Here is a 21965-nt window from a genome sequence, read left to right as displayed (position 1 = left end):
GCCCCACCACCCGCGCGACACGTACCCAAGGAGACCCGCCTTGATACGCCCTGCCGCAGGAGTGCTCGCCGCCGCCCTGGCCGTGACGCTCCTGCCCGCCCTCCCGGCCGCCGCGGCCCCCGCGAAGCCGCCCGCCCCGCCCTCGGACGCGAAACTGGCCTCCGAGCCCGCCCGGCACGACCTGACCCGCGAGCAGTTCTACTTCGTGCTCCCGGACCGGTTCGCGAACGGCGACCCGCGCAACGACCGGGGCGGTCTGACCGGCACCCGTCTGGAGACCGGTCTGGACCCCACCGACAAGGGCTTCTACCAGGGCGGTGACCTCAAGGGGCTCACCGACCGGCTGGACTACATCAAGGGGCTCGGCACCACCGCCATCTGGATGGCGCCGATCTTCAAGAACCAGCCGGTGCAGGGCAAGGGCGAGGACGTCTCCGCGGGCTACCACGGCTACTGGATCACCGACTTCACCCAGGTCGACCCGCACTTCGGCAGCAACGCCGACCTGGAGCGGCTGATCGACAAGGCCCACGCCAAGGGCATGAAGGTCTTCTTCGACGTCATCACCAACCACACCGCCGACGTCGTCGACTACCGCGAGGCGTCCTACTCCTACCTGTCGAAGGGGGCGTTCCCCTACCTGACCAAGGAGGGCGTCCCCTTCGACGACCAGGACTACGCCGACGGGAGGACCACGTTCCCCAAGGTGGACGCGGAGTCCTTCCCGCGCACCCCCTTCGTGCCCGACGCGAAGAAGAACCTCAAGGTCCCGGCCTGGCTCAACGACCCGGCGATGTACCACAACCGCGGGGACTCCACCTTCGCCGGGGAATCCTCCGAACAGGGCGACTTCTTCGGCCTGGACGACCTGTGGACCGAACGCCCCGAGGTCGTCAGCGGCATGGAGAAGATCTACGAGAAGTGGGTCCGCGACTTCGGCATCGACGGCTTCCGGATCGACACCGTGAAGCACGTCAACACCGAGTTCTGGAACCAGTGGGCCACCGCCCTCGACGCCTACGCGGCCAAGCGCGGCCGTGAGGACTTCTTCATGTTCGGCGAGGTCTACTCCGCCGACACCGCCGTCACCTCCCCCTACGTGACCCGCGGCCGCCTGGACGCCACCCTCGACTTCCCGCTCCAGGACGCGATCCGCGCGTACGCCTCCCAGGGCGCGGCGGCCTCCCGGCTGGGCTCCGTCCTCGCCGACGACTACCGCTACACCACCGACAAGGCCAACGCCTACGAGCAGGTCACCTTCCTCGGCAACCACGACATGGGCCGCTTCGGGACCTTCCTCGAGCAGGACCACCCGCAGGCCACCGAGCAGGAGCTCCTGGACCGCTACCGGCTCGCCAACGAGCTGATGTTCCTCTCCCGCGGCAACCCGGTGATCTACTCCGGCGACGAGCAGGGCTTCACCGGAGCCGGCGGGGACAAGGACTCCCGCCAGCCGCTCTTCGCCAGCCGTGTCGCGGACTACCTGGACGACGACCAGCTCGGTACGGAGCGCACGCACGCGAGCGACGCCTACGACCCGGGCCACCCCCTCTACCGGCAGATCAGCGCCCTGTCGAAGCTGACCAAGGCCCACCCGGCCCTGCGGGACGGCGTCCAGAGCGAACGCCTCTCCGACGGCTCCGCCTACGCCTTCGCCCGTACCGACCCCCGGACCCGCACCGAGTACCTGGTCGCCGCCAACAACTCCGCCGCCTCCCGCACCGTGGAGATCGACGCCCCGGCCGGCGCCCAGTACCGCACCCTGTACGGCGGCACCGCGCTGCTCCGCGCCTCCGCGGCCGGGAAGCTCACCGTCGTCGTCCCCGCCCTCGGCTCCGCGGTCCTCCAGGCCGTCACCCCCGCCGCCAAGCCCGCCACCAAGCCGAATCTGACCCTCAAGGCCCCGGCCCCCGGCGCCACCGGCACCGTCGAGCTGTCCGCCGACGTCAGCGGCGGCGGCCTCAACCGGGTGGTCTTCGCCGCGCAGACCGGCAACGGCCCCTGGCAGGTCCTCGGCTCCGCCGACCACGCCCCCTACAAGGTCACCCAGCACCTCGACGCGAAGACCCCGGCCGGAACCGCCCTGCGCTACAAGGCCGTCGTCATCGACTCCGCCGGCCGCACCGCGAGCGCCCTCGCCGCCTCCGCCACCGGCCAGGCCCCGCCCCCGGCGGTCCCCACCGCCACCCAGCGGGACTACGCGGTCGTCCACTACCACCGCCCCGACGGCGATTACACGAACTGGCGGCTCTACGCCTGGGGCGACCTCGCCGAGGGCGAGGCCACCCCCTGGCCCGAGGGCCACGCCTTCACCGGCCGGGACGCCTACGGCGCCTTCGCGTACGTCCGCCTCAAGCCCGGCGCCTCCTCCGTCAACTACCTCGTCATCGACAAGGACGGCACCAAGGACGTCGCCGCCGACCGCACCATCGACGTGACGAGGACGGGCGAGATCTGGCTGGAGCAGGGCAAGGAGCCCGCCCGCACCGACCGCCCCGCCCACCCGCCGCAGGACCAGGGCAAGGCCGTCCTGCACTACCAGCGCCCCGACGGCGCCTACGACGGCTGGGGCCTGCACGTCTGGACCGGCGCCGCGAACCCGACCGACTGGTCGAAGCCGCTGCTCCCCGCCCGCTCCGACGCCTACGGCGCGGTCTACGAGGTCCCGCTCGCGCCCGGCGCCACCAGCCTCAGCTACATCCTGCACAAGGGCGACGAGAAGGACCTCCCCTCCGACCAGTCCCTGGACCTCAAGGCCACCGGCCACGAGGTGTGGATGCTGGGCGGCCGGGAGAAGTACCTCCTGCCGCAGCCCGCCGGATCCTCCGCCGCCCTCGACCTCGGCAAGGCCGAGGCCGTCTGGATCGACCGCGACACCGTGGCCTGGAACGCCCCCGCGGCCGCCGCCTCCGTCCAGCTCCTCGCCTCCCGCGAAGGCGCCGTCAAGGCCGACAACGGCACCCTGACCGGCACCGCCGCATGGCTGCGGCTGAACCGGACCGAGCTGACCGCCGCCCAGAAGCAGAAGTTCCCGCACCTGGCCGCGTACGCCGCGTACTCCGTCGACGCACGCGACCGCGACCGGGTACGGGAGGCCCTGCGCGGGCAGCTCGTCGCCAGTGCCCGCGCCGCGAACGGCGCCTTCCTCGCCGCCACCGGGGTCCAGCTCGCCGGGGTCCTCGACGACCTGTACGCGACGACCGCAGCCCTCGGCCCCGTCTTCAAGGACGGCCGCCCCACCCTCTCCGTCTGGGCCCCCACCGCCCAGCAGGTCGCCCTCGAACTCGACGGCCGCACCGTCGCCATGCGCCGCGACGATGCCACCGGCGTCTGGTCCGTGCGCGGCGAGCGCTCCTGGACCGGCAAGCCCTACCGCTTCGCCGTGACCGTCTGGGCGCCCAGCACCCGCCAGGTGGTCCGCAACCTCGTCACCGACCCCTACTCCACCGCCCTCACCGCCGACTCCGTCCAGAGCCTGGTCGTCGACCTCGCCGACCCCAAGCTGGCCCCGCCCGGCTGGAAGACGCTGCGCAAGCCCGCGCCCGTCCCCTTCACCTCCGCGCAGATCCAGGAACTCCACATCCGCGACTTCTCCGTCGCGGACCGCACCAGCGGCCACCCCGGCCAGTACCTCGCCTTCACCGACACCGGCTCCGCGGGCATGCGGCACCTGCGCGGGCTGGCCGAGGCGGGCACCTCCTACGTCCACCTGCTGCCCGCCTTCGACATCGGCACCATCCCGGAGAAGGCCGCCGACCGCACCGAACCCGCCTGCGAGCTCACGGTGTACGCCCCGGACTCGCAGGAGCAGCAGGCGTGCGTGGCCGCCGCCGCCGCGAAGGACGCGTACAACTGGGGCTACGACCCGCTGCACTACACCGTCCCCGAGGGCAGCTACGCCAGCGACCCCAACGGCACCGCGCGCACCGTCGAGTTCCGCAGGATGGTCCAGTCACTGAACGGCGCCGGGCTGCGCACCGTCATGGACGTGGTCTACAACCACACCGTCGCCGCCGGGCAGTCCGACAAGTCGGTGCTCGACCGCATCGTCCCCGGCTACTACCAGCGCCTGCTGGCCGACGGCTCCGTGGCCACCTCCACCTGCTGCGCCAACACCGCGCCCGAGAACGCCATGATGGGCCGCCTCGTCGTGGACTCCCTCGTCACCTGGGCCAAGGAGTACAAGGTCGACGGCTTCCGCTTCGACCTGATGGGCCACCACCCCAAGGCCAACATCCTGGCCGTCCGCGCCGCCCTGGACGCCCTGACCCCCGCCAAGGACGGGGTCGACGGCAAGCGGATCGTCCTCTACGGGGAGGGCTGGAACTTCGGTGAGATCGCCGACGACGCCCGCTTCGTCCAGGCCACGCAGAAGAACATGGCCGGCACCGGCATCGCCACCTTCTCCGACCGGGCCCGCGACGCCGTCCGCGGCGGCGGCCCCTTCGACGAGGACCCGCGCGTCCAGGGCTTCGCCTCCGGCCTGTTCACCGCCCCGAACGCCTCGCCCGCCAACGGCACCCCCGAGCAGCAGCGGGCCCGCCTCCTGCACGCCCAGGACCTGATCAAGGTCGGCCTCTCCGGCAACCTGGCCGGCTACACCTTCACCGACAGCATCGGCCGCCGCGTCAAGGGCTCCGAGGTGGACTACAACGGCGCCCCGGCCGGCTACGCGGCCGCCCCCGGCGACGCCCTCGCCTACGCCGACGCCCACGACAACGAAACCCTCGCCGACGCCCTGAGCTTCAAGCTCCCGGCCGGTACGAGCCCGCGCGACCAGGCCCGTATGCACATCCTCGCGATGGCCACGGCCACCCTCTCGCAGGGCCCGTCCCTCTCCCAGGCGGGCACCGACCTGCTGCGCTCCAAGTCCCTGGACCGCAACTCCTACGACAGCGGCGACTGGTTCAACGCCATCCACTGGGACTGCCGCGACGGCAACGGCTTCGGGCGGGGCCTGCCCCCGGCCGCCGACAACGCCTCCAAGTGGAGCTACGCCAAGCCCCTGCTGACCGGCCCGGCCCCCGGCTGCGCCGAGACCGGCGCCACCGCCGCGGCCCACCGCGACCTGCTGAAGATCCGTACCACCGAACCGGAGTTCCGCCTCGGCACCGCGGAAGCCGTCCAGTCCCGGCTGGCCTTCCCGCTCTCCGGCACCGCCGAAACCCCCGGCGTGATCACCATGACCCTGGGCGACCTGGTCGTCGTCCTCAACGCCACCCCGCAGACCCAGGCCCAGCGCATCCCCGCCCTCGCGGGCACCGCCCACCGCCTGCACCCGGTCCAGGCGGCCGGATCCGACCCCGTCGTCCGGCAGTCCGGATACGACCGGCAGACAGGAGAGTTCACCGTCCCCGCCCGCACCGTCGCCGTCTTCACACGGCGCTGAGCCGGTCCAGCCGCCTCTCCAGCAGGATCACCCCGTAGGTCCTGCCGTCCTTCCCCTCCTTGTGGGGGAACTCCCCGACCACCCGGTAGCCCGCGCCCCGGTAGTACGTGAGCAGCCGGGGGTTGGTGGAGAGACAGTCCAGCCGCGCCCGCTCCCGGCCGGTCCTGGCGATGCGCCGCTCGGCATGTCCGAGCAGCCGTCTGCCGGTTCCGGCGGGAGCGGTCTCGCGTGCCACCATCAGCCGGTGCACATAGCCCGCGACGGGCGGCTGGATCCCCCAGGCGTCCTCGTCGGACCACCACAGCTCGTACGCCCCGCAGACCCGGCCGTCCTCGTCCGCGCCGAGCCACACCTCGCCCGCGCGCATCGTCGCCCGGAAGTGCGCGGCGTCCTTCTCCCCGGGCTTCCACTGGTCGATCCCGTGCTTGCGCATCCAGCGGGCGGCCTGGTCGTACAGCCGCACCAGCGTGCCGGCGTCCTTCTCCTCGGCCTGCCGGAACACGATCCCGTCATCAATGATCACGCGGGCATTATCGCCACACGCCCGGTCAACGGGGGCCGGGCACCCCGCCCGTGACCAGCAGCGCCAGCCGCGACACCAGCTCCCCGAAGGGACCGTCCGCCGGCTCGTCCGCCAGGATCCGTACGAGGATCCCCGCCATCTCCTCGTCATAGGCGGCGCTCACCCCCGCCAGCGCCGCGAAATCGTGCACGAGCTGCAACTCCAGCTCGGCGCGCGGGATCCGGCGGCCGTCCAGCCAGATCAGCGCGGTGGACTCGGCGAGCGAGACCCAGGAGCGCACCACCAGCTCCATGCGCGCCGGCGGGTCCTCCAGGCCGATGCCCAGATGCGTGAGGATCTGCTCGTAGGCCGCCTGCCGGACCTCGTCGATCATCGCGTTGGCCCGGCTGCTGCCGCCCGCCGGACCGCCGCGCATCAGCGCCGAGAAGCCCGGACCGTGATCGTCGACGAAGGCGAAAAAACGTCCCATCACACGCAGCAGCCGCGCCCCGAGCGGCCCCTCGTGGGGCTCGACGAAGCGCAGCGCCAGGTCGTCGGCGGCCCGGCGCAGCGCGGCCTCGTACAGACTCAGCTTGCCGGGGAAGTAGTGGTAGACCAGCGGCCGGGATATCCCCGCCGCCGCCGCGATCTCGTCGATCGACACGTCGTCCGGGGACCGGTGGCTGAACAGCTCCAGGGCGACCCCGATCAGCTGCTGCCGCCGCTCCTCGACACCCATCCTGCGTCGCACCCCGGTCGTCATGCGGAACACCCTACTGGGGAGCGTGCGGAGGTCCAGGCCGCGGAGGGCGGGCTCAGAGGTCCAGGACCAGGCGGTCCCCCTCCGCGCGCGAGACGCACAGCAGCATCGAGTCCTCGCGCTCCTGGTCGGTGAGGAGGGTGTCGCGGTGGTCCACCTCGCCCGCCAGCACCCGGTGCTGGCAGGTCCCGCAGAAGCCCTGCTCGCAGGAGTACGGGGTGTCCGGCAGCTCCCGGCGCACCGCGGCGAGCGCGCTCTCGCCCGCGGCCACCTCCACCACCCGCTCCGAGCGCCGCAGTTCGACGGTGAAGGGCCGCGCGGGGGCGGGCCCGGCGGCCGGGGCGAAGCGTTCCAGGTGCACGGCGTCCGGGTCCGGGGTGGCGGCGGTGACGGCCCGCATGAGGGCTTCCGGGCCGCAGCAGTAGACGGCCGTACCGGGAGCCGCCGAGGCGACGGCGGCCAGGTCGGGCAGGCCCGTCTCCTCCTCCGGGAAGAGCCGCACCCGGTCGCCGTAGCGGGCGAGTTCGTCCAGGAAGGGCATCGTGGCGCGCGAGCGGCCCCCGTAGAGCAGGGTCCAGTCCGCGCCCGCCGCGCTCGCGGCCCGCAGCATCGGCAGCACCGGGGTGATGCCGATGCCCCCGGCGACGAACAGGTAGCGGGGCGCCGGGACCAGCTCGAAGCGGTTGCGCGGCGGGCGCAGTTCCAGTTCGGCGCCCTCGACCAGCTGGAGGTGCGCCTCGCGGGAGCCGCCCCGGCCGTCCTCCACCCGCCGGATCGCGACGGTGTACCGGCCGTGCTCCGCCGGGTCCCCGCACAGGGAGTACTGGCGCACCAGCCCCGAGGGCAGGGTGAGGTCCACATGCGCGCCCGGGGTCCACGCGGGCAGGTCCGGCGCCTCCAGGACCAGCCGCAGCACGCCCTCGGCCGGCTCGGTGCGCGAGACGATCAGCGCGCGCAGGGTGCGGCGCGGCGAGTGGCCCGACACCGGCTCCTCCAGGGCGGGCAGCGGCCACAGCGGAGAGCCGCCGATGCGCCGGTTCAGGGCCCGGCGGGCCGTCCAGGCCGCCGCGGCGACCGCCGTGACCGCGAGCAGGCGCCTCATGAGCGCACCCCGCCGTTGGCGCCGGGGGAACTGGCCAGGTAGGCCACCGCCTGCTCCGTCGAGCCCTCCTGCGAGGGGTGGTACGTACGGGCCAGGTACTTGGGGATGGAGCGGAGCATCGCGCCGGAGGTGGGGAGCACGCCCTGCCGTCCGGCGCGCAGGAACTGCCCGAAGGAGGCCCGGCCGTCCACCAGATGGGGGTCGTTCTCCATGAAGAAGCGGACCCCGCGCTGCCAGAGGAAGACCAGGGCGGAGAAGGCGGTGGCCCAGGTGCGGGCCCGGCGCCGGTAGCCGCCGTCCAGGTGCATGAAGAGGTCGAAGGCCACCGAGCGGTGCTCGACCTCCTCCGCGCCGTGCCAGCGCAGCAGGTCCAGCATGGTGGGGTCGGCGCCGCGCCGGTCGAGGGCCTCGGCGTTGAGCACCCAGTCGCCGAGGAAGGCGGTGTAGTGCTCGATGGCCGCGATCATCGCGACCCGTTCCATGAGCCACCAGTGCCGGGCCCGGCCGGGCGGCAGGGTGCGGTCCCCGAGCAGCTTCTCGAACAGCCAGTCCACCTGCGCGGTGTAGGGGGTCGGGTCCAGCCCCAGCCGTTTCAGGTGCGGGAGCACGTCGTCGTGGGCGGCGGCGTGCATGGCCTCCTGGCCGATGAAGCCGACCACGTCCTCGCGCAGCCGCTCGTCCGTGATGTGCGGGAGCGCCTGCTTGTAGACGTGGACGAACCAGCGCTCGCCCGCGGGGAGCAGCAGGTGCAGGACGTTGATCATGTGCCCGGCGAAGGGTTCGCCGGGCAGCCAGTGCAGGGGGGTGTCCTTCCAGCCGAAGGACACGTTCCGCGGCCGGAGGTCCACGTGTTCCGACGCCACGGGGGCGGGCGCGAGCGGCGTATTAGACATGGCGTCAATGTACTGATGGGTACAGGAGGTGAGAAGCCCCCTGCACGGAGTTCTCGCGCACGCCCCCGGCGGGTCCGCTACTGCCCGGCGCGCCCGCTCGCCAGCGGCCACTCGCGGTTGAGGCTGCCGAGCGGGATGCGCCGCTCGAACAGGGGCGTACCGAATAGCGACAGCTGGAGCTGGAGGTTCCCGCTCAGGTCGAAGCCGCCGTAGAGGGCCCACGAGCCGGTGAGGGAGGTCTTGCCGTCGCTGGACGCGGTGGCCTTGGCCTCCGCCTCGCCGCGCACGTAGGGGGCGAAGTCACCGGTGACGCCGACGGCCCCGTACAGGCCGACCGAAGCCTCGGCGCCGAGCGCGCCCTTGACCCGCCCGGAGGCGGTGACGGCCGCGCGGACCGGGGTGCTCTTCACGTTGGACGCGCTCACCGGGGTCCAGCCCTTGCCCACCGCGTAGCTGCCGCCGACCGTGAAGTCGCCCTTGACGTCCTGCTGGACCTCGACGGTGACCTTGCCGTCGGCCTCCACCTGGATGTAGCAGGTCAGGTCGAGGTTGACCACGACCGGCACCGGCCCGACCTGGATCACCGGCGAGCTGTGCAGCTTGGCGAAGGGGATCCGCTTGGGGGCGCCGGTGCTCGCGGCGGCCCGGCCCTGGAGCTTCCACTGCGAGGACCAGTCGCCGCTCATCCCGAGGAAGGCGCCGCGCGGGCCGGAGCCGCCGCCGGGCGCGCCGTCGTACGCGAACTCCACGCGCGGGGCGAGCTGGACGAAACCGGAGACGGAGGCGCCGGCCGAGGCGGGCGCGTCGGGGGCGGTGTCGACGGCGGCGTTCACGTCGAGCCGCAGGTTGCCCAGGGGCAGCTTGGCGCCCTCGGGACCGAATTTCAGGCCCTCGCTCTTCGCCCAGGAGAGGGTGACGCCCTTCATCAGGGGCTCGACGCTGACGGCGGAGGGGTCGACGGGGACCTTGCCGTCGGCCTTCTCGTCGTTGAGGACGGAGGCCAGGGTGGTGGAGGCGGTCTTCACCTCGGTGCCGCGGTCGGTCTTGCCGACCACCTCGGTGACCTTGGCGAGCAGGCCGTTCGGAGCGCCGGGGGCCGGCGCGCTGGCTATCACGTCACCGACGGCCACGGGCTTGTCGGCCTCGGGGGAGCCGCCGGGCGAGGGGGCCTGGGAGGGGTCCTTCGAGGGGCCCTTCGAGGGCTTGGCCGGTGCCTTCGGGGCGTCGGCTATGACGGCCCGTCCGCTGGCCGCGTCGTAGGAGGCGACCTTGAGCGCGGACTTCTCGGTACGGCCCTTCGCGCCGCCGCGGGCCACGGCGGCGGGCGTGGACGCGTCCTGCGGGGCGGCGGCCACCTCCAGCCGCTGCGAGACGCCGTCGGCGGCGGGCGTGGGGGAGGCGGGCGCGGCGGGTGCGGCCGCGCCGGTGTGGGGTGAGGAGGAGCAGCCGGTGGCGGTGAGCGCGAGGGCGGTCAGGCCGGGGAGGAGGAGGCTGCGGGCAAGCGTGCGCACGTGAGGGACCTTCGAGGGGGCGTGGGGTGTGGGGGATTACCGAGCGGTAACCGGAATCTGATCATGCCATGTACGCCCGGTGTCCGTCATGCCCGGATCCCGCCAACTGCCCTTGGCCACTTGGTCGTTGAAAATTCACCCGACCAGGTGGCCCCCGGCCCCCGCCCTCAGCGCAGCACGCCCGCCTTCGTCCCGTCCGTCAGCTTCCCCGACAGGTCCACCTGCGCGCCCACCGGAGCCTTCACCGCCAGGCGGTTGCCGTTCGCCGAGCCGTTCACCCCGCCGCCCGACACCGACAGCGAGGCGAACTGCGCGCTGCCCGCCGCCAGTACGTACCACTGGCCCGCGCGGGACTTCCACAGCACGCCCGCGAGCACCCGCGGCTCCCGGGTGCCGCAGGCCGCCGAACCCTCCGCCGTGGCCGCCTGCGCCGCCGTACCGGAACCCGGGGCGAGGAACTGGGCCTGCACCCGGTCCGCCGCGCCGTGCCAGGTCTCCGCCCGCGTGCACAGCCACGCCGCCGTACCGTCGCCCTCGGGCAGCGGCTGCTTCGCGTACGTCCACGCGTTGACCGCGCGCACCCCGTGCGAGCGGACCGACGGCAGCAGGCAGGCGATCCGAGACCAGTCCCCGAGCTCCGCCGCCTCCGTCACGTCCCGCTCCGCGCCCGGCGCGCCCGAGGTCAGCCGGGCCGGGGTCAGCTCCCCGAGGTCGGTGATCAGCCGGGTGGCGCCGTCGCCGGTCAGTGCCAGCGCGTTCCAGCTGGTGCAGTCGCCCTTCGGGGCCGGGCCCGGCACCGGCGGGGTCACCCCGTCCGGCGTCGGCTTGAGCACGGCCGGCGCCACCGTCGGCCTGAGCAGGTCCCGCAGGGCCGCGCCGGTGATCCAAGGGGCCGTCAGATAGCGGACGTTGCCGTCCACCCGGCTCAGCACCAGCGCCGTGGCGGTGTCCGCCGAGGCCCCGTCGGTGCGGGCGAAGTCCAGGGCCGCGCCCGCGGATCCGGAGCGCGGCTCGGCGTAGCGGACCACGCGCAGCCCGTCGTGCAGCAGGACCACCACCGCCTGGTCGACCACCCCCGCGTACAGCAGCTGCGCGGGCCCCATCGGCGGCCCGGACGGGGTGCCCGGCGTGGCCGACACCACCACCGAGGCGCCGGGCCGGGCCCACACCGCCAGCGCCCGGCGCAGCAGCGCGGTGTCCTCGGCGCGATCGCCCCGGGCGGGCCAGGTGGAGAAGCCCGTACGGGAGGACGTACGCCAGAGCGCCGGAGCGGCCCGGACCAGCTTCGCCGGGTCCAGCGCCTGCTCGGCCGCCGCGTTGCGCGCGTACGGCGGGGCGGCGGCCCCGTCCGCGCCCCAGCCCCCGCCCGGCAGCGCCAGCAGCGCCCCGCACACGGCGAGGGCCGCCGCGGCGGCCAGGCCGGCCCGGGTCAGCCGGCGGCGCCGCAGCAGATCGGTGGGCCGGGCCTGGAGCACGCACGGGTCGAACTCGGGGGAGGCGAACAGGGCGTCATGCGCCGGATCCCCGGACTCCGCGACCGCCGCGGCCGGATCCGGCACCCCGGCCTCGTCCAGCACCCGCACCACCTCCGCCTCGGGCAGCCGCTCCAGGGCCCGCAGCACACAGGCGGCCCGGCCGGGCCCGTCCAGGGTGGCCAGCCACTGGTCGAGGGCCAGCTCCTCGGCGCCGCCCGCGCGGGGGAACAGCCGCAGCCCCCACACCTGCGGCAGCGCCGGCGGGAGCTGCGCACGCCGGGGCAGCGCGCGGAAAGTCAGCGGAAGCCCCGCCTCCAGGGCGGCGCGCAGCACGCGGAGCCGGACGTAGGCGTACCCCGACTCGTCCAGCGCGCCCCGCTGGCCCGGCACCCCGCCCTGCACGGCGGCGGCCCCCGCGGCCGCGTCCCGGCGCCCGCCCCGGGGCAGCGCCCGCTGCACCAGCGCATGGGCGGTCAGCACCCGGCGGCTGCGGCCGAGGGCGGGGGGCAGCACCAGATAGGCGAGCCGCACCAGCCGCGGGTAGTGCTCGACGATGGCGGCCTCGGCCTGCTCGACATCGGGCGGTACGGAGGCGGGCGGCAGGGGGCGGGTGGTGGTGTCCGGCGCAGTCACGTTCAGCAGAACGAGCGAATCCGCGGATGGTCACCCGCCCGGCGGGCCGCCGAACGGGTCCGCGGGACCGGCGGGATCCGGCTCCGTGGGGGCCGGCGGGATCCGGAGGGGCCGGCCCGCCCCGGTCAGGCCACCAGACGGGCGCGCAGGGCCTCGACCGTGCCGTCGGGGACGCCGAGCCCTTCGCGTACGTACTTCTCCATCGAGCCGTAGCGGACCTCGACCTCCTCCAGGGCGGCCCCCAGATAGGAGGGGAAGACCCCGATCAGTGCGAGCGCGATCTCCGGGTCGCCGCCCGCCGCCGTGAAGCCCTCGATCATCGGGGCGAACGCCAGCTTCACCGCCGGGTTCACCGAGAGGTATTCCGCCATCAGGGTGTCCTCGTCCGCGCCGAGCAGGGACAGCAGCACCGTCGCGCCCCAGCCGGTGCGGTCCTTGCCGGCCGTGCAGTGGAACAGCAGCGGGCCCGCCTCCGGATCGGCCGCCTCGGTGAGCAGCGTCCGGTAGGCCGCCTGCGCGGAGGCGGTGTTCACGAAGGCCCGGTAGGTGTCGGCGAAGAGCAGCTGCGCCTTGCCGCCGCCCAGGTGCCGTTCGGCCACCACCGGATCCGACATCAGGTCCTTGAGCTGGGCCGCGGCGGGCATCCGGCCCGCGCGCAGCTTGTCCGCGAGCACGTCCTCGACCAGCAGCCGGGCGCCCGGCGGTATGCGGTCGGGGTAGTCGGCGCGCTCGGCGTCGGTACGGAAGTCGATGACGGTACGCACACCCAGCGCGGCCACCACCGGATCGGCGCCGAGGTCGAGCCGGTCGAGCTGGCCGGAGCGCAGCAGCAGACCGGACCGGACGCTGCGGCCGCCCGCGAGGGGGGTGCCGCCGAGGTCGCGGAGGTTGGCGACGGTGGTGGAGGGGGTGGCGGTCATCGTGGCGGCTCCAGCGAGGTGCGAGGGATGTATGTAATTTTCGGACGCTTTGTACCGGAAAGGTAATCGAAGGCCAGCGAGAGGCCGACGCCGATCCCGAGGGCCGCGAGGTGCCCCGCGTCCGTGAAGGTCCGCCCGCGCTTCACCACCGGCGCCGCCGCGAGCGCCAGCAGCCCCGCCCGGGCGGCGGTACGGACGGCTCCGCGCGGGAGGGCGGAGGTCAGCGCGCCGAGCACCGCGTTGAACCCGTAGCTGGTGCCCACGTCCAGGGCGGCGCGGGTGGCCGGACCGGCCGTGCGGCGCAGCACCCCGTAGACGAGCAGGGTGGCCGAGGCGTGCCCGAACAGGAACACCGCGGCCGCCCACCAGGCGCCGTACGCGTACTCGGCGTACCCGAGCACCGCGAGCAGCAGCAGGGCGTACGGCAGCGGCATCGGCTCCTCGACGACGAGGGCGCTGCTGACCAGGGTCTCCCAGCGGCCGGCGGCCAGATTGTCGACGTTCGTCGAGCAGCCCCGGAGCAGCCGCTCCCGCGCCACCGCGTCGCCGCGTTCCAGGGCGAGGGCTCCGAGCTGGACCCCGCCGACATACACCGCTCCCCACGGAATGTGTTTCACCTGCTCATGATCGGACAAGGCCCTGGCGGAGCCGCAGGCACCCCGTGCGAACATGTCCCGGCCATGTTCGAATCTTTCGCGCCGATGCGCGCCACCCGGGCCGCGATGTTCGCGGCGATGTGCGTCGCGCTGGGCGCGGTGGGACACGCGCACATGTCCGGGACGGACATCCCCCTCTCCGGCCTCCTGGCCGCCTTCGCGGTGACCGCCGGGCTCGCCTGGCTCGCCGCGGGGCGCCGCCGGGGGCCGGTGGGCATCAGCGCGGCGGTGCTCGGGGTCCAGGGGGCCCTGCACCTGGTCTTCTCGGGGACGGCGAGCGTGGCGCCGCCCGCTGGCGCGGGCGCCGGGGCGCACCACCATCACCGCATGGCGGCGGACGCGGGGGCGATGGCCGACGGCATGGCCGGCACGGGCGGCATGGCCGACGGTGCCGGGGCCATGGCCGCCGGGCCGCCCATGGCCGCCGCCGACATGGCGGCCATGGGCGGCCCGGACGGCATGAGTGGCATGAGTGGCATGGCCGGGATGACTGACATGGCCGGGCACGGTGGCGGTCTCGGGATGGTCGCCGCGCATGTGCTCGCCGCACTGCTCTGCGCCCTCTGGCTGGCGCGCGGCGAGGCCGCCGTCTTCCGGCTGGCCCGCGCCCTCGGCGCCGCCACCGTGCACGCCGCCCGGCCGCTCGCCCGCGCGCTCGCCCTGGCCGGGGCGCGGACCGCCGCCGTACCGCCACGGCCCGCGCCCCGGCCCCCGTACCGGCGGCCGCGCCGGCTGCGCGGGGCCGTGCACGCGCATGCCGTGGTGCGCCGTGGGCCGCCCGGGGCCGGAGCTGTTCTCCGCCGCACGGCCCCCGGTCGTCCTGCCCGCGCCTGAACCGGCGCGTCCGGCGAGACCCGGGGCCGCGATCCCCCCTGTCTTCGCCAACCCCTAGGACCACCATGTCCCTCGACGAGGTTCAGGACGTCCCCACCCGGGACGCCGACACCACCCCCGCCCCGACCCCGGCCGGCCGGCCCGGCGGCTGGGCCGCCCTGCGCCCGCTGCTGCTGCGCATGCACTTCTACGCGGGTCTCCTCATCGCCCCGCTGCTGTTCCTCGCCGCCACCACCGGCCTGCTCTACGCGGGCTCCTGGCAGGCCGAGAAGATCGTCTACTCGCACGAACTGACCGTCGACCGGGTCGGGGAGAGCGCCCTGCCGCTCGCCGCCCAGGTCACGGCCGCCCAGGACGCCGCCCCCGAGGGCAAGGTCGTCGGCGTCTGGCCCGGCCCCGACGCCGAGGCCACCACCCGGATCGTCCTGGAGGCCCCGGGCCTCGCCGAGGGCGAGACGGTCACCGTGTTCGTCGACCCGTACACCGCCGAGGTGCGCGGGCAGCTCGTCACCGCGGGCGACGCGCTGCCGCTGCGGGCCTGGCTGAGCACCTTCCACTCCAACCTCCACCTCGGGGAGTTCGGCCGGAACTACAGCGAACTCGCCGCCAGCTGGATGTGGGTGGTCGCCCTCGGCGGGCTCGCCCTGTGGATCGGCCGCCGCCGCAAGCGCCGCGCGCAGCTCGTCCTGCCCGACCGCAAGGCCACCGGCCGCCGGCGCACCCTGTCCTGGCACGGCAGCGTCGGCCTGTGGGCCGTCGCGGGGCTCGTCGTACTCTCCGCCACCGGCCTGACCTGGTCCAAGTACGCCGGGGAGAACATCGGGCAGCTCCAGGACAGCCTGGGCGGGGCCACCCCCGCCGTGGCCGCCCAGCTGCCGGGCGCGGCCGGGGCCGCCGGGTCGGACGAGCACGCCGGGCACACCATGCCCGAGGGCATGCCGATGCCCGCGCCCGCGCCGACCGCCGACATCGGCATCGACGCGGCGGTGGCCGCCGCGCGGGCGGCCGGGGTCACCGAGGAGATCCGGGTGTCCCTGCCCGCCGAGGGCAAGGGCTACGTCATCAAGGAGCAGGACAAGACGGTCCCGGTCCACCTGGACGCCGTGGCCGTCGATCCCGCCGACGGCCGGGTCCTGGACGAACTGCGCTTCGCCGACTACCCGTTGCTCGCGAAGCTGACCCGTTTCGGCATCGATGTGCACATGGGCAAGACCTTCGGGATCGTCAACGAGATCGCGCTGGCCGCCCTGGCCCTCGCGGTGATGTTCCTCGTCTTCTGGGGCTACCGGATGTGGTGGCTGCGCCGCCCGACGAAGGACCGCGCCCTGTCCGTCGGCCGCCCGCAGCCGCGCGGCGCGTGGCGCAAGCTGCCGGTGACCGTGCTGCTGCCGCTGGGCGCGGTGACGGCGCTGGTCGGCTGGTTCATCCCGCTGCTGGGGATCAGCCTGGCGGTCTTCCTGGTCCTGGACGCCCTGCTGGGCGTGGCGGCCCGCCGCCGGGCCGGGGCGGCGTAGCACCCGTCCCCGTCCCCGGCCCCGCATGACCGTGGGCCCGTACCCTCGCGGAGGGGGTACGGGCCCACGTGCGTCCGGGCCTGCCGCCGGATCAGGGGGCGTACTTGTAGCCCACGCGGCGCACGGTCTGGATGACTCCGCGGTGGGCGCCGCCCAGCTTGCGGCGCAGCCGGGCGATGTGGACGTCCACGGTCCGGCCGTCGCCGACGTGGCCGTAGCCCCAGACGGTGGTGACCAGCTGGTCCCGGCTGTGCACGCGGTGCGGGTGCTCCACCAGGTGGGCCAGGAGCTCGAACTCCAGGTAGGTGAGGTCGAGTACGCGGCCCTCCACGGCGGCGGTGCGCTGCGCCGGGTCGATGCGGATCAGCTCGTCGCCGCGGGTCGCCGGGGTCCGGGGCCCGGCGGCGGGCGCCGCGTGCACGGGGCCGGCGGCGGCCACGGCCTGCGGGGCGAAGCCGACCGGGGGCTGCTGGTCGGCCGGTACGAGGACGAGGTAGCCGATCATCGGCGGCTGGCCGGGGAGGGCGGGCAGGGTGTGCTGCGGCGCCGGGAGCCAGGTCGCCCCGGGCGGCAGGAAGTCCACGACCCGGGCCACTTCGTCCCGGTCGACGGACCGCAGCCGGTGGCGGGGACTGGGCGGGTAGGTCAGGGCGGAGGCGGTCGCAGCGGAGGTCAGGGAGCGGGTGTTCGCCATGAGTGGTCAGCTCTTTCACGCGGAGAGGTCGGCAGGGAGACGTGCGTGCGTCATCGATGTCGTACCGCGCAGACCGAAGGCCCCGGGGATAACCGCAGGTTGGGGGAAGATCCCGGAGGCGTTAGAGGGCCGGCGCGTTCTTCGCGCGGCAACACTCACGATCGAAGTCGTGATCCTGCCGGGACGGCCAGAACGGCTCGAGGTCGCTGCGACCTGACGAGGTGTGCGAGTGGCTGGCCATGCCCCCATTCAACCAGACCCCCCGCCCGGAGGGCAGACCACATCTCAGCCACTGGATCCCCATCTCACATCCCGAGCCACCGACCCCCACGAACCGGGGCAAAGTGCCCGGCGTCACGGCAGGTCGAGCCGCTCCCATGCGGGACCGGCGTCCCAGCCCTTCTCCTGCCGGGCCCAGCCCGCCATGACCGCCACCACCTCGGCCGCGGTGGGCAGATACGCCTGGAAGTGCCGTTCGGCCGACCCGTCGCGGTGCTCCAGCTGGTAGGTGTCGCCCGCGTCGTGCCACACCTGTATGTAGACCTCCGGGTCCTCGGTGACCCGCTCGACGATGACGAAGCGGTCCCCGTCCGCGCCGATGCGCTCCACGAGTGCGGACAAGGTGCCGAGGGCGGGCCGCTCGTAGGACTCGCCGCGCTCCGTCTCAATCCTGATCGCCAACATGTCCCCACCGTGCCACGCGACACTGACAACGCCCGCCGGGCCGGGGGCTCGACGGGCGTTGGGGGTGCTGGGGGTGCTGGGGGGCTGGCGTCAGATCAGGTTGTCCTTTTCGAGGCCCGTGCAGCAGGTGTCCGTGATGAGGCGGGTCACCACGTACGGGTCGACGTTCGCGTTCGGGCGGCGGTCCTCGATGTAGCCCTTGCCGTCCTTCTCCACCTGCCACGGGATGCGGACCGAGGCGCCGCGGTCCGAGACGCCGTAGCTGAACTCGTTCCAGGGGGCGGTCTCGTGCAGACCCGTCAGGCGCTCGTCGATGCCCGCGCCGTAGTTCTTCACGTGGTCCAGCGGCTTGCTGCCCTCGCCCAGTGCCTCGCACGCCGAGATGATCGCGCGGTAGTCCTCGCGCATCGCCCTCGTTGAGAAGTTGGTGTGCGCGCCGGCACCGTTCCAGTCGCCCTTCACCGGCTTCGGGTTCAGCGTCGCCGAGACGTTGAAGTCCTCCGCCGTGCGGTACAGCAGCCAGCGGGCGATCCACAGCTGGTCGGAGACCTCCAGCGGGCCCAGCGGGCCGACCTGGAACTCCCACTGGCCGGGCATGACCTCGGCGTTGATGCCGGAGATCTCCAGCCCCGCCGCCAGGCAGTGGTCCAGGTGCTTCTCGACGATGTCGCGGCCGAAGATCTCGTCCGAGCCGACACCGCAGTAGTAGCCGCCCTGCGCCGCCGGGAAGCCGCCCACCGGGAAGCCGAGCGGCCGGACCCCGTCGAAGAAGGTGTACTCCTGCTCGATGCCGAAGATCGGCTCCTGCCCGGCGAACTTCTCCGCGACCGGCCGCAGCAGGGCCCGGGTGTTCGACTCGTGCGGGGTCATGTCGATGTTCAGGACCTCGCACAGCACCAGCACGTTCGTGCCGCCGCGGATCGGGTCCGGGCAGGAGAACACCGGCTGGAGCACGCGGTCGGAGGCGTGGCCCTCGGCCTGGTTCGTGCTCGATCCGTCGAAGCCCCAGATCGGCAGCTCCGCACCGTCCGCCAGGATCTTCGTCTTGGAGCGAAGCTTCGCCGTCGGCTCGGTGCCGTCGATCCAGATGTACTCAGCCTTGTAGCTCACGGGCCCCATCCTCAGACTCTGCGGGTGCTGCTGGTCGCTGCCGGCCGCGCTTCGTCGCTGCGGCGATGTCCGCAGCGTGCCCGCCCGCGATTTCTCTTCCGTTGCCCGTGTGTGAACCCCGTGTTACCGAGGTTTACCCTGCTGGTCGGGCGGGGTGTGCGGCCTCGCGGTCGAGCACCCGTCCGAGTGCGGCAGACTGGCCGCGTGAGCGTTTCGCCCGATCTGAGCCCCGCCGCAGACCCCGCAGGAGATGCCGTCGTGAACACCGCCGCAAGCACCGCCGGTCAGGCCCCCGCCGGGCCCCTGCCCCGGGTCGGGCTCCTCGGCACCGGCCCCTGGGCGCAGCGCGCCCACGCCCCCGCCATCGCCGCCCACGCCGGTTCCGAGTTCGCCGGCGTCTGGGGCCGCCGGCCCGAAGCCGCCGCCGCGCTGGCCGGTGAGTACGGCGTGAAGGTGTACGAAGACCCCGACGCGCTCTTCGCCGACTGCGACGTCGTCGCCTTCGCGCTGCCGCCGGACGTGCAGGCCCCGCTCGCCGTGCGCGCGGCCGCCGCCGGCTGCCATCTGCTGCTCGACAAGCCCGTCGCGACCACCCCGGAGGAGGCCCGCACCGTGGCCGGGGCCGTCGCCCGGCACGGGGTCGCCTCCGTCGTCTTCCTCACCCTCCGCTTCGCCGAGCCCACCGCCGGCTGGGTGGCCGAACAGGCCGCCCGTACCGGCTGGTTCACGGCCGCCGCGCACTGGCTGGGCGCGGTCTTCCCGCCCGACGGCACCCCCAGCGCCTACGCCGACTCCCCCTGGCGCAAGGCCAAGGGCGGGCTGTGGGACGTCGGCCCGCACGCCCTGTCCGTCCTCATCCCGATCCTGGGCGACGTCACCGAGGTCAGCGCCACCCGGGGCCCCGCGGACGTGGTCCAGCTCGCCCTGCGGCACGCTTCCGGCGCGGCCAGCACCGCCGTGCTCAGCCTGGGCGCCCCGCAGGCGGCCGCCGGGGTGGGCCTGGAGCTGCGCGGTACCGAGGGCGTGCACAGCCTGCCGGGCTGGAGCGACGTACCGGGTGCGTACGGGCGGGCCCTGGACGCGCTGCTCGACGCGGCGCGGACGGGCGTGCCGGATCCGCGCGGCGCGGAGTTCGGGGCCCGGCTGACGGAGATCCTGGCGGAGGCGGAGGCCGGGCTGGCGGGGTGAGGCCGCCCCCCGGCCGGGGGGCGCGCTACTTGATCAGGGCGTTGGCGACGATGATCGCCAGGCCGATGGTGGCGTCGGCCACGCCCCTGAGCAGGGCCCGGCGGAGCCGGTGGCCCACCCGGAGGGCCACCACCGCCCCCCAGGCGAACAGCAGGCCGGTGTTCAGGCCGAGGCCGCCGGCCGTCACGTCGTAGGCGTCCCAGTCGCCGATCCCGGCGGCGGTCAGCAGCAGGACGGTGGGCAGGGTGGCCACGACGAGGGGCCACTCGCTCCACAGGGCCCGCGCCAGCAGCCGCCACCGGTATCCCTCGGAGCACTGCCGGGGGGAGGCCATGTGGTGGGAGTAGCCGTGCGCGAGCCCGGCCGTGGCCGCCGTGACCAGCACCCAGCTGGCGTCGTAGAAGGGCGTGAAGTCCTCGCCCTCCTGGTGCAGCGCGGCCATCAGGGCGCTGGCCAGGACGGTTCCGTAGACGCCGCCGAACATCCAGTCGGTGTGGCAGGGCGGGGGCTGGTGGGCGGGCTGGTGCGGGCGGGCGGTGGTCGGGCTCTCTTCCTGCGGCTGCTGCTGCTCGGTCACAACGGGTCCTTTTAGTGCGATATGTCCTCTTTCGTACTCCGGGCCACCTTACGAGAGTGTGGTGTCGGGGCGAGATGAAGGGGCCCCGGCCCCGCCCCTGGTGCGGCTACCGCTCCGCCGCCCCGCGCGCCGCGATGTCCGCCAGCAGCTCCAGCGCCCGGCCGAAGGCTGCCTCCGCGGGTGCCGCGTAGCCGACCACCAGACCCTCGCGCGGGCCCTCGCGCGGGGCCGTCCGGGCGGCCGGGTGCCGGTAGGACGAGAGCCCGTCCAGGGCCAGGCCCGCCGCCCGTGCCGCCGTGAGGACCGGCGCCTCGCGCCCCGCCGGCAGTTCCACGACGGCGTGCAGCCCGGCCGCGATGCCGGTCACGCGGAGCCGCGGGGCGCGTTCCGCCAGTACGGAGACCAGCCGGTCGCGGCGGTCGCGGTAGCGCAGGCGCATCCGGCGTACGTGGCGGTCGTACGCACCGCACTCGATGAAATCGGCCAGGGCCAGCTGGTCCAGCGCACTCGCCCAGGACTCCCGCTGCCCCTTGGCGGCGAGGACCCGCTCGACCAGGTGGTCGGGGAGGACCAGCCAGCCGAGGCGCAGGGCGGGGGAGAGGCTTTTGCTCAGGGAGCCGGCGTGGACCACGTGGCCGGGGGCCAGTCCTTGAAGCGCGCCGACGGGCTTGCGGTCGTAGCGGAACTCCCCGTCGTAGTCGTCCTCCACGATCAGCCCACCGGTGGCGCGGGCCCATTCCACGGCGGCGGCGCGGCGGGCGGGGAGCAGGCGGGCGCCGGTGGGGAACTGGTGGGCGGGGGTGAGCAGCAGGGTGCGGGCGCGGGCGGGTATCTCCTCCGTGCGGGCGCCGTCCTCGTCCACGGGGAGGGGGTGCGGGCGGACCCCGGCGGCGTCGAGGATGCCGTGGTGGAAGGGGAGCCCGTACGCCTCCACGGCCCAGTCCCGGGGGCGGAGGGAGGCGAGGAGGCGCAGGCCGTTGGCGAAGCCGGAGCAGACGACGATGTTCTCCGGGCCGCAGCGCACGCCGCGTGCGCGGGCGAGGTACCCGGCCAGGGCGCGGCGCAGCTCGGGCCGCCCCTGCGGATCGCCGGGCCCGAACGCCTCGGTGGGCGCCGCCGCCAGCGACCGCCGCGCGCTCGCGGCCCAGGCCGCGCGCGGGAAGGAGGCGGGATCCGGCTTGCCCTGGAGCAGGTCGTACGCCACCCGCTCACCCCCGGCCCGCACCGCCGGCGCTTGCGCCCCGGCGGCGGCCACCCCCTCGGCCACCCGCGTCCCGGACCCCTGCCGCGCGACGAACCACCCCTCGGCGACCAACTCGGCATAGGCATCGGCGACCACACTCCGGGCCAGCCCCAGATCGGCGGCAAGACTCCGATAGGCGGGCATCCGCATCCCCCCGCCCCACCGCCCGCTCCGCACGCCCTCCCGCAGTGCCTCCGCGAGGACCCCCCGCCGGGGCCCGTCGGCAGGCAGGTCGAGGTGCAGATCGGCCCCGGCGGGGGCGGGGGAGTCCTGCGCGGGG

17 protein-coding genes are annotated in these 21965 nt (G+C 74.3%); 4 read left to right on the top strand and 13 right to left on the bottom strand.

The genetic code is table 11. From position 1 onward, the window contains the following. The first annotated feature begins 40 nt into the window (after positions 1–40). Complete coding sequence (gene pulA, locus ABZ873_RS23695; protein ID WP_360875447.1) at positions 41–5389, top strand: pullulanase-type alpha-1,6-glucosidase; 5349 nt, start codon at positions 41–43, stop codon at positions 5387–5389. Here pulA and ABZ873_RS23690 read toward each other — a convergent pair. The 8 genes from ABZ873_RS23690 to ABZ873_RS23655 all read right to left on the bottom strand — a co-directional run bounded on the left by ABZ873_RS23690 (position 5376) and on the right by ABZ873_RS23655 (position 13802). Continuing rightward, positions 5376–5912, bottom strand: a complete 537-nt coding sequence (locus tag ABZ873_RS23690) for a GNAT family N-acetyltransferase (protein ID WP_360875445.1) — start codon at positions 5910–5912, stop codon at positions 5376–5378. The two genes, pulA and ABZ873_RS23690, sit on opposite strands and share 14 nt — an antisense overlap. 25 nt (positions 5913–5937) lie before the next feature. Continuing rightward, complete coding sequence (locus ABZ873_RS23685) at positions 5938–6654, bottom strand: TetR/AcrR family transcriptional regulator (RefSeq protein ID WP_360875443.1); 717 nt, start codon at positions 6652–6654, stop codon at positions 5938–5940. Positions 6655–6706: 52 nt separating this feature from the next. Continuing rightward, positions 6707–7753, bottom strand: a complete 1047-nt coding sequence (locus tag ABZ873_RS23680) for a PDR/VanB family oxidoreductase (RefSeq protein WP_360875441.1) — start codon at positions 7751–7753, stop codon at positions 6707–6709. Then, positions 7750–8646 carry a metal-dependent hydrolase gene (locus tag ABZ873_RS23675; RefSeq protein WP_360875439.1) on the bottom strand — a complete coding sequence of 299 codons (897 nt, stop codon included), beginning with the start codon at positions 8644–8646 and terminating at the stop codon, positions 7750–7752. The genes ABZ873_RS23680 and ABZ873_RS23675 overlap by 4 nt, the downstream gene beginning before the upstream one ends. A gap of 77 nt (positions 8647–8723) precedes the next feature. Further along, a complete protein-coding gene (locus ABZ873_RS23670; protein ID WP_360875437.1) occupies positions 8724–10157 on the bottom strand; it encodes a hypothetical protein in 1434 nt (477 codons plus the stop codon). Between the two features lie 167 nt (positions 10158–10324). Then, the gene (locus ABZ873_RS23665) at positions 10325–12265 is read right to left on the bottom strand and encodes a hypothetical protein (protein ID WP_360875435.1); all 1941 of its coding nucleotides are present in this window, start codon (positions 12263–12265) and stop codon (positions 10325–10327) included. 125 nt (positions 12266–12390) lie between these two features. Beyond that, entirely contained in the window at positions 12391–13185 is a 795-nt protein-coding gene (locus tag ABZ873_RS23660; RefSeq protein ID WP_360875433.1) for a tyrosine-protein phosphatase, read from the bottom strand. Continuing rightward, complete coding sequence (locus ABZ873_RS23655) at positions 13182–13802, bottom strand: rhomboid-like protein (protein ID WP_360875431.1); 621 nt, start codon at positions 13800–13802, stop codon at positions 13182–13184. The genes ABZ873_RS23660 and ABZ873_RS23655 overlap by 4 nt, the downstream gene beginning before the upstream one ends. Positions 13803–13865: 63 nt before the next feature. Here ABZ873_RS23655 and ABZ873_RS23650 point away from each other — a divergent pair, with 63 nt between their 5' ends. Beyond that, positions 13866–14675, top strand: a complete 810-nt coding sequence (locus ABZ873_RS23650) for a hypothetical protein (protein WP_360875429.1) — start codon at positions 13866–13868, stop codon at positions 14673–14675. Between the two features lie 65 nt (positions 14676–14740). Further along, positions 14741–16189, top strand: coding sequence for a PepSY domain-containing protein (locus ABZ873_RS23645; protein ID WP_360875427.1), 1449 nt, complete (start codon positions 14741–14743; stop codon positions 16187–16189). Between the two features lie 91 nt (positions 16190–16280). Here the strand turns inward: ABZ873_RS23645 and ABZ873_RS23640 are convergent, their stop codons facing one another. From ABZ873_RS23640 to glnII, 3 genes are all read right to left on the bottom strand, one after another. Continuing rightward, positions 16281–16883, bottom strand: coding sequence for a winged helix-turn-helix domain-containing protein (locus ABZ873_RS23640; protein WP_360875425.1), 603 nt, complete (start codon positions 16881–16883; stop codon positions 16281–16283). Between the two features lie 354 nt (positions 16884–17237). Beyond that, entirely contained in the window at positions 17238–17567 is a 330-nt protein-coding gene (locus tag ABZ873_RS23635; RefSeq protein WP_360875423.1) for a hypothetical protein, read from the bottom strand. 90 nt (positions 17568–17657) lie between these two features. Further along, a complete protein-coding gene (glnII, locus tag ABZ873_RS23630; RefSeq protein WP_360875422.1) occupies positions 17658–18677 on the bottom strand; it encodes a glutamine synthetase in 1020 nt (339 codons plus the stop codon). Between the two features lie 258 nt (positions 18678–18935). Here glnII and ABZ873_RS23625 point away from each other — a divergent pair, with 258 nt between their 5' ends. After that, positions 18936–19865, top strand: a complete 930-nt coding sequence (locus ABZ873_RS23625) for a Gfo/Idh/MocA family oxidoreductase (protein ID WP_360875420.1) — start codon at positions 18936–18938, stop codon at positions 19863–19865. Between the two features lie 25 nt (positions 19866–19890). Here the strand turns inward: ABZ873_RS23625 and ABZ873_RS23620 are convergent, their stop codons facing one another. Next, positions 19891–20442: a hypothetical protein gene (locus tag ABZ873_RS23620; RefSeq protein WP_360875418.1), complete on the bottom strand. Its 552-nt coding sequence runs from the start codon at positions 20440–20442 to the stop codon at positions 19891–19893. Between the two features lie 106 nt (positions 20443–20548). Beyond that, positions 20549–21928 carry a PLP-dependent aminotransferase family protein gene (locus tag ABZ873_RS23615; protein ID WP_360875462.1) on the bottom strand — a complete coding sequence of 460 codons (1380 nt, stop codon included), beginning with the start codon at positions 21926–21928 and terminating at the stop codon, positions 20549–20551. Positions 21929–21965: the final 37 nt, after the last annotated feature.

Source organism: Streptomyces sp. NPDC047014, assembly GCF_040644195.1.
Lineage (GTDB): Bacteria > Actinomycetota > Actinomycetes > Streptomycetales > Streptomycetaceae > Streptomyces.
This window is presented reverse-complemented; position numbering and strand designations above follow the sequence as displayed.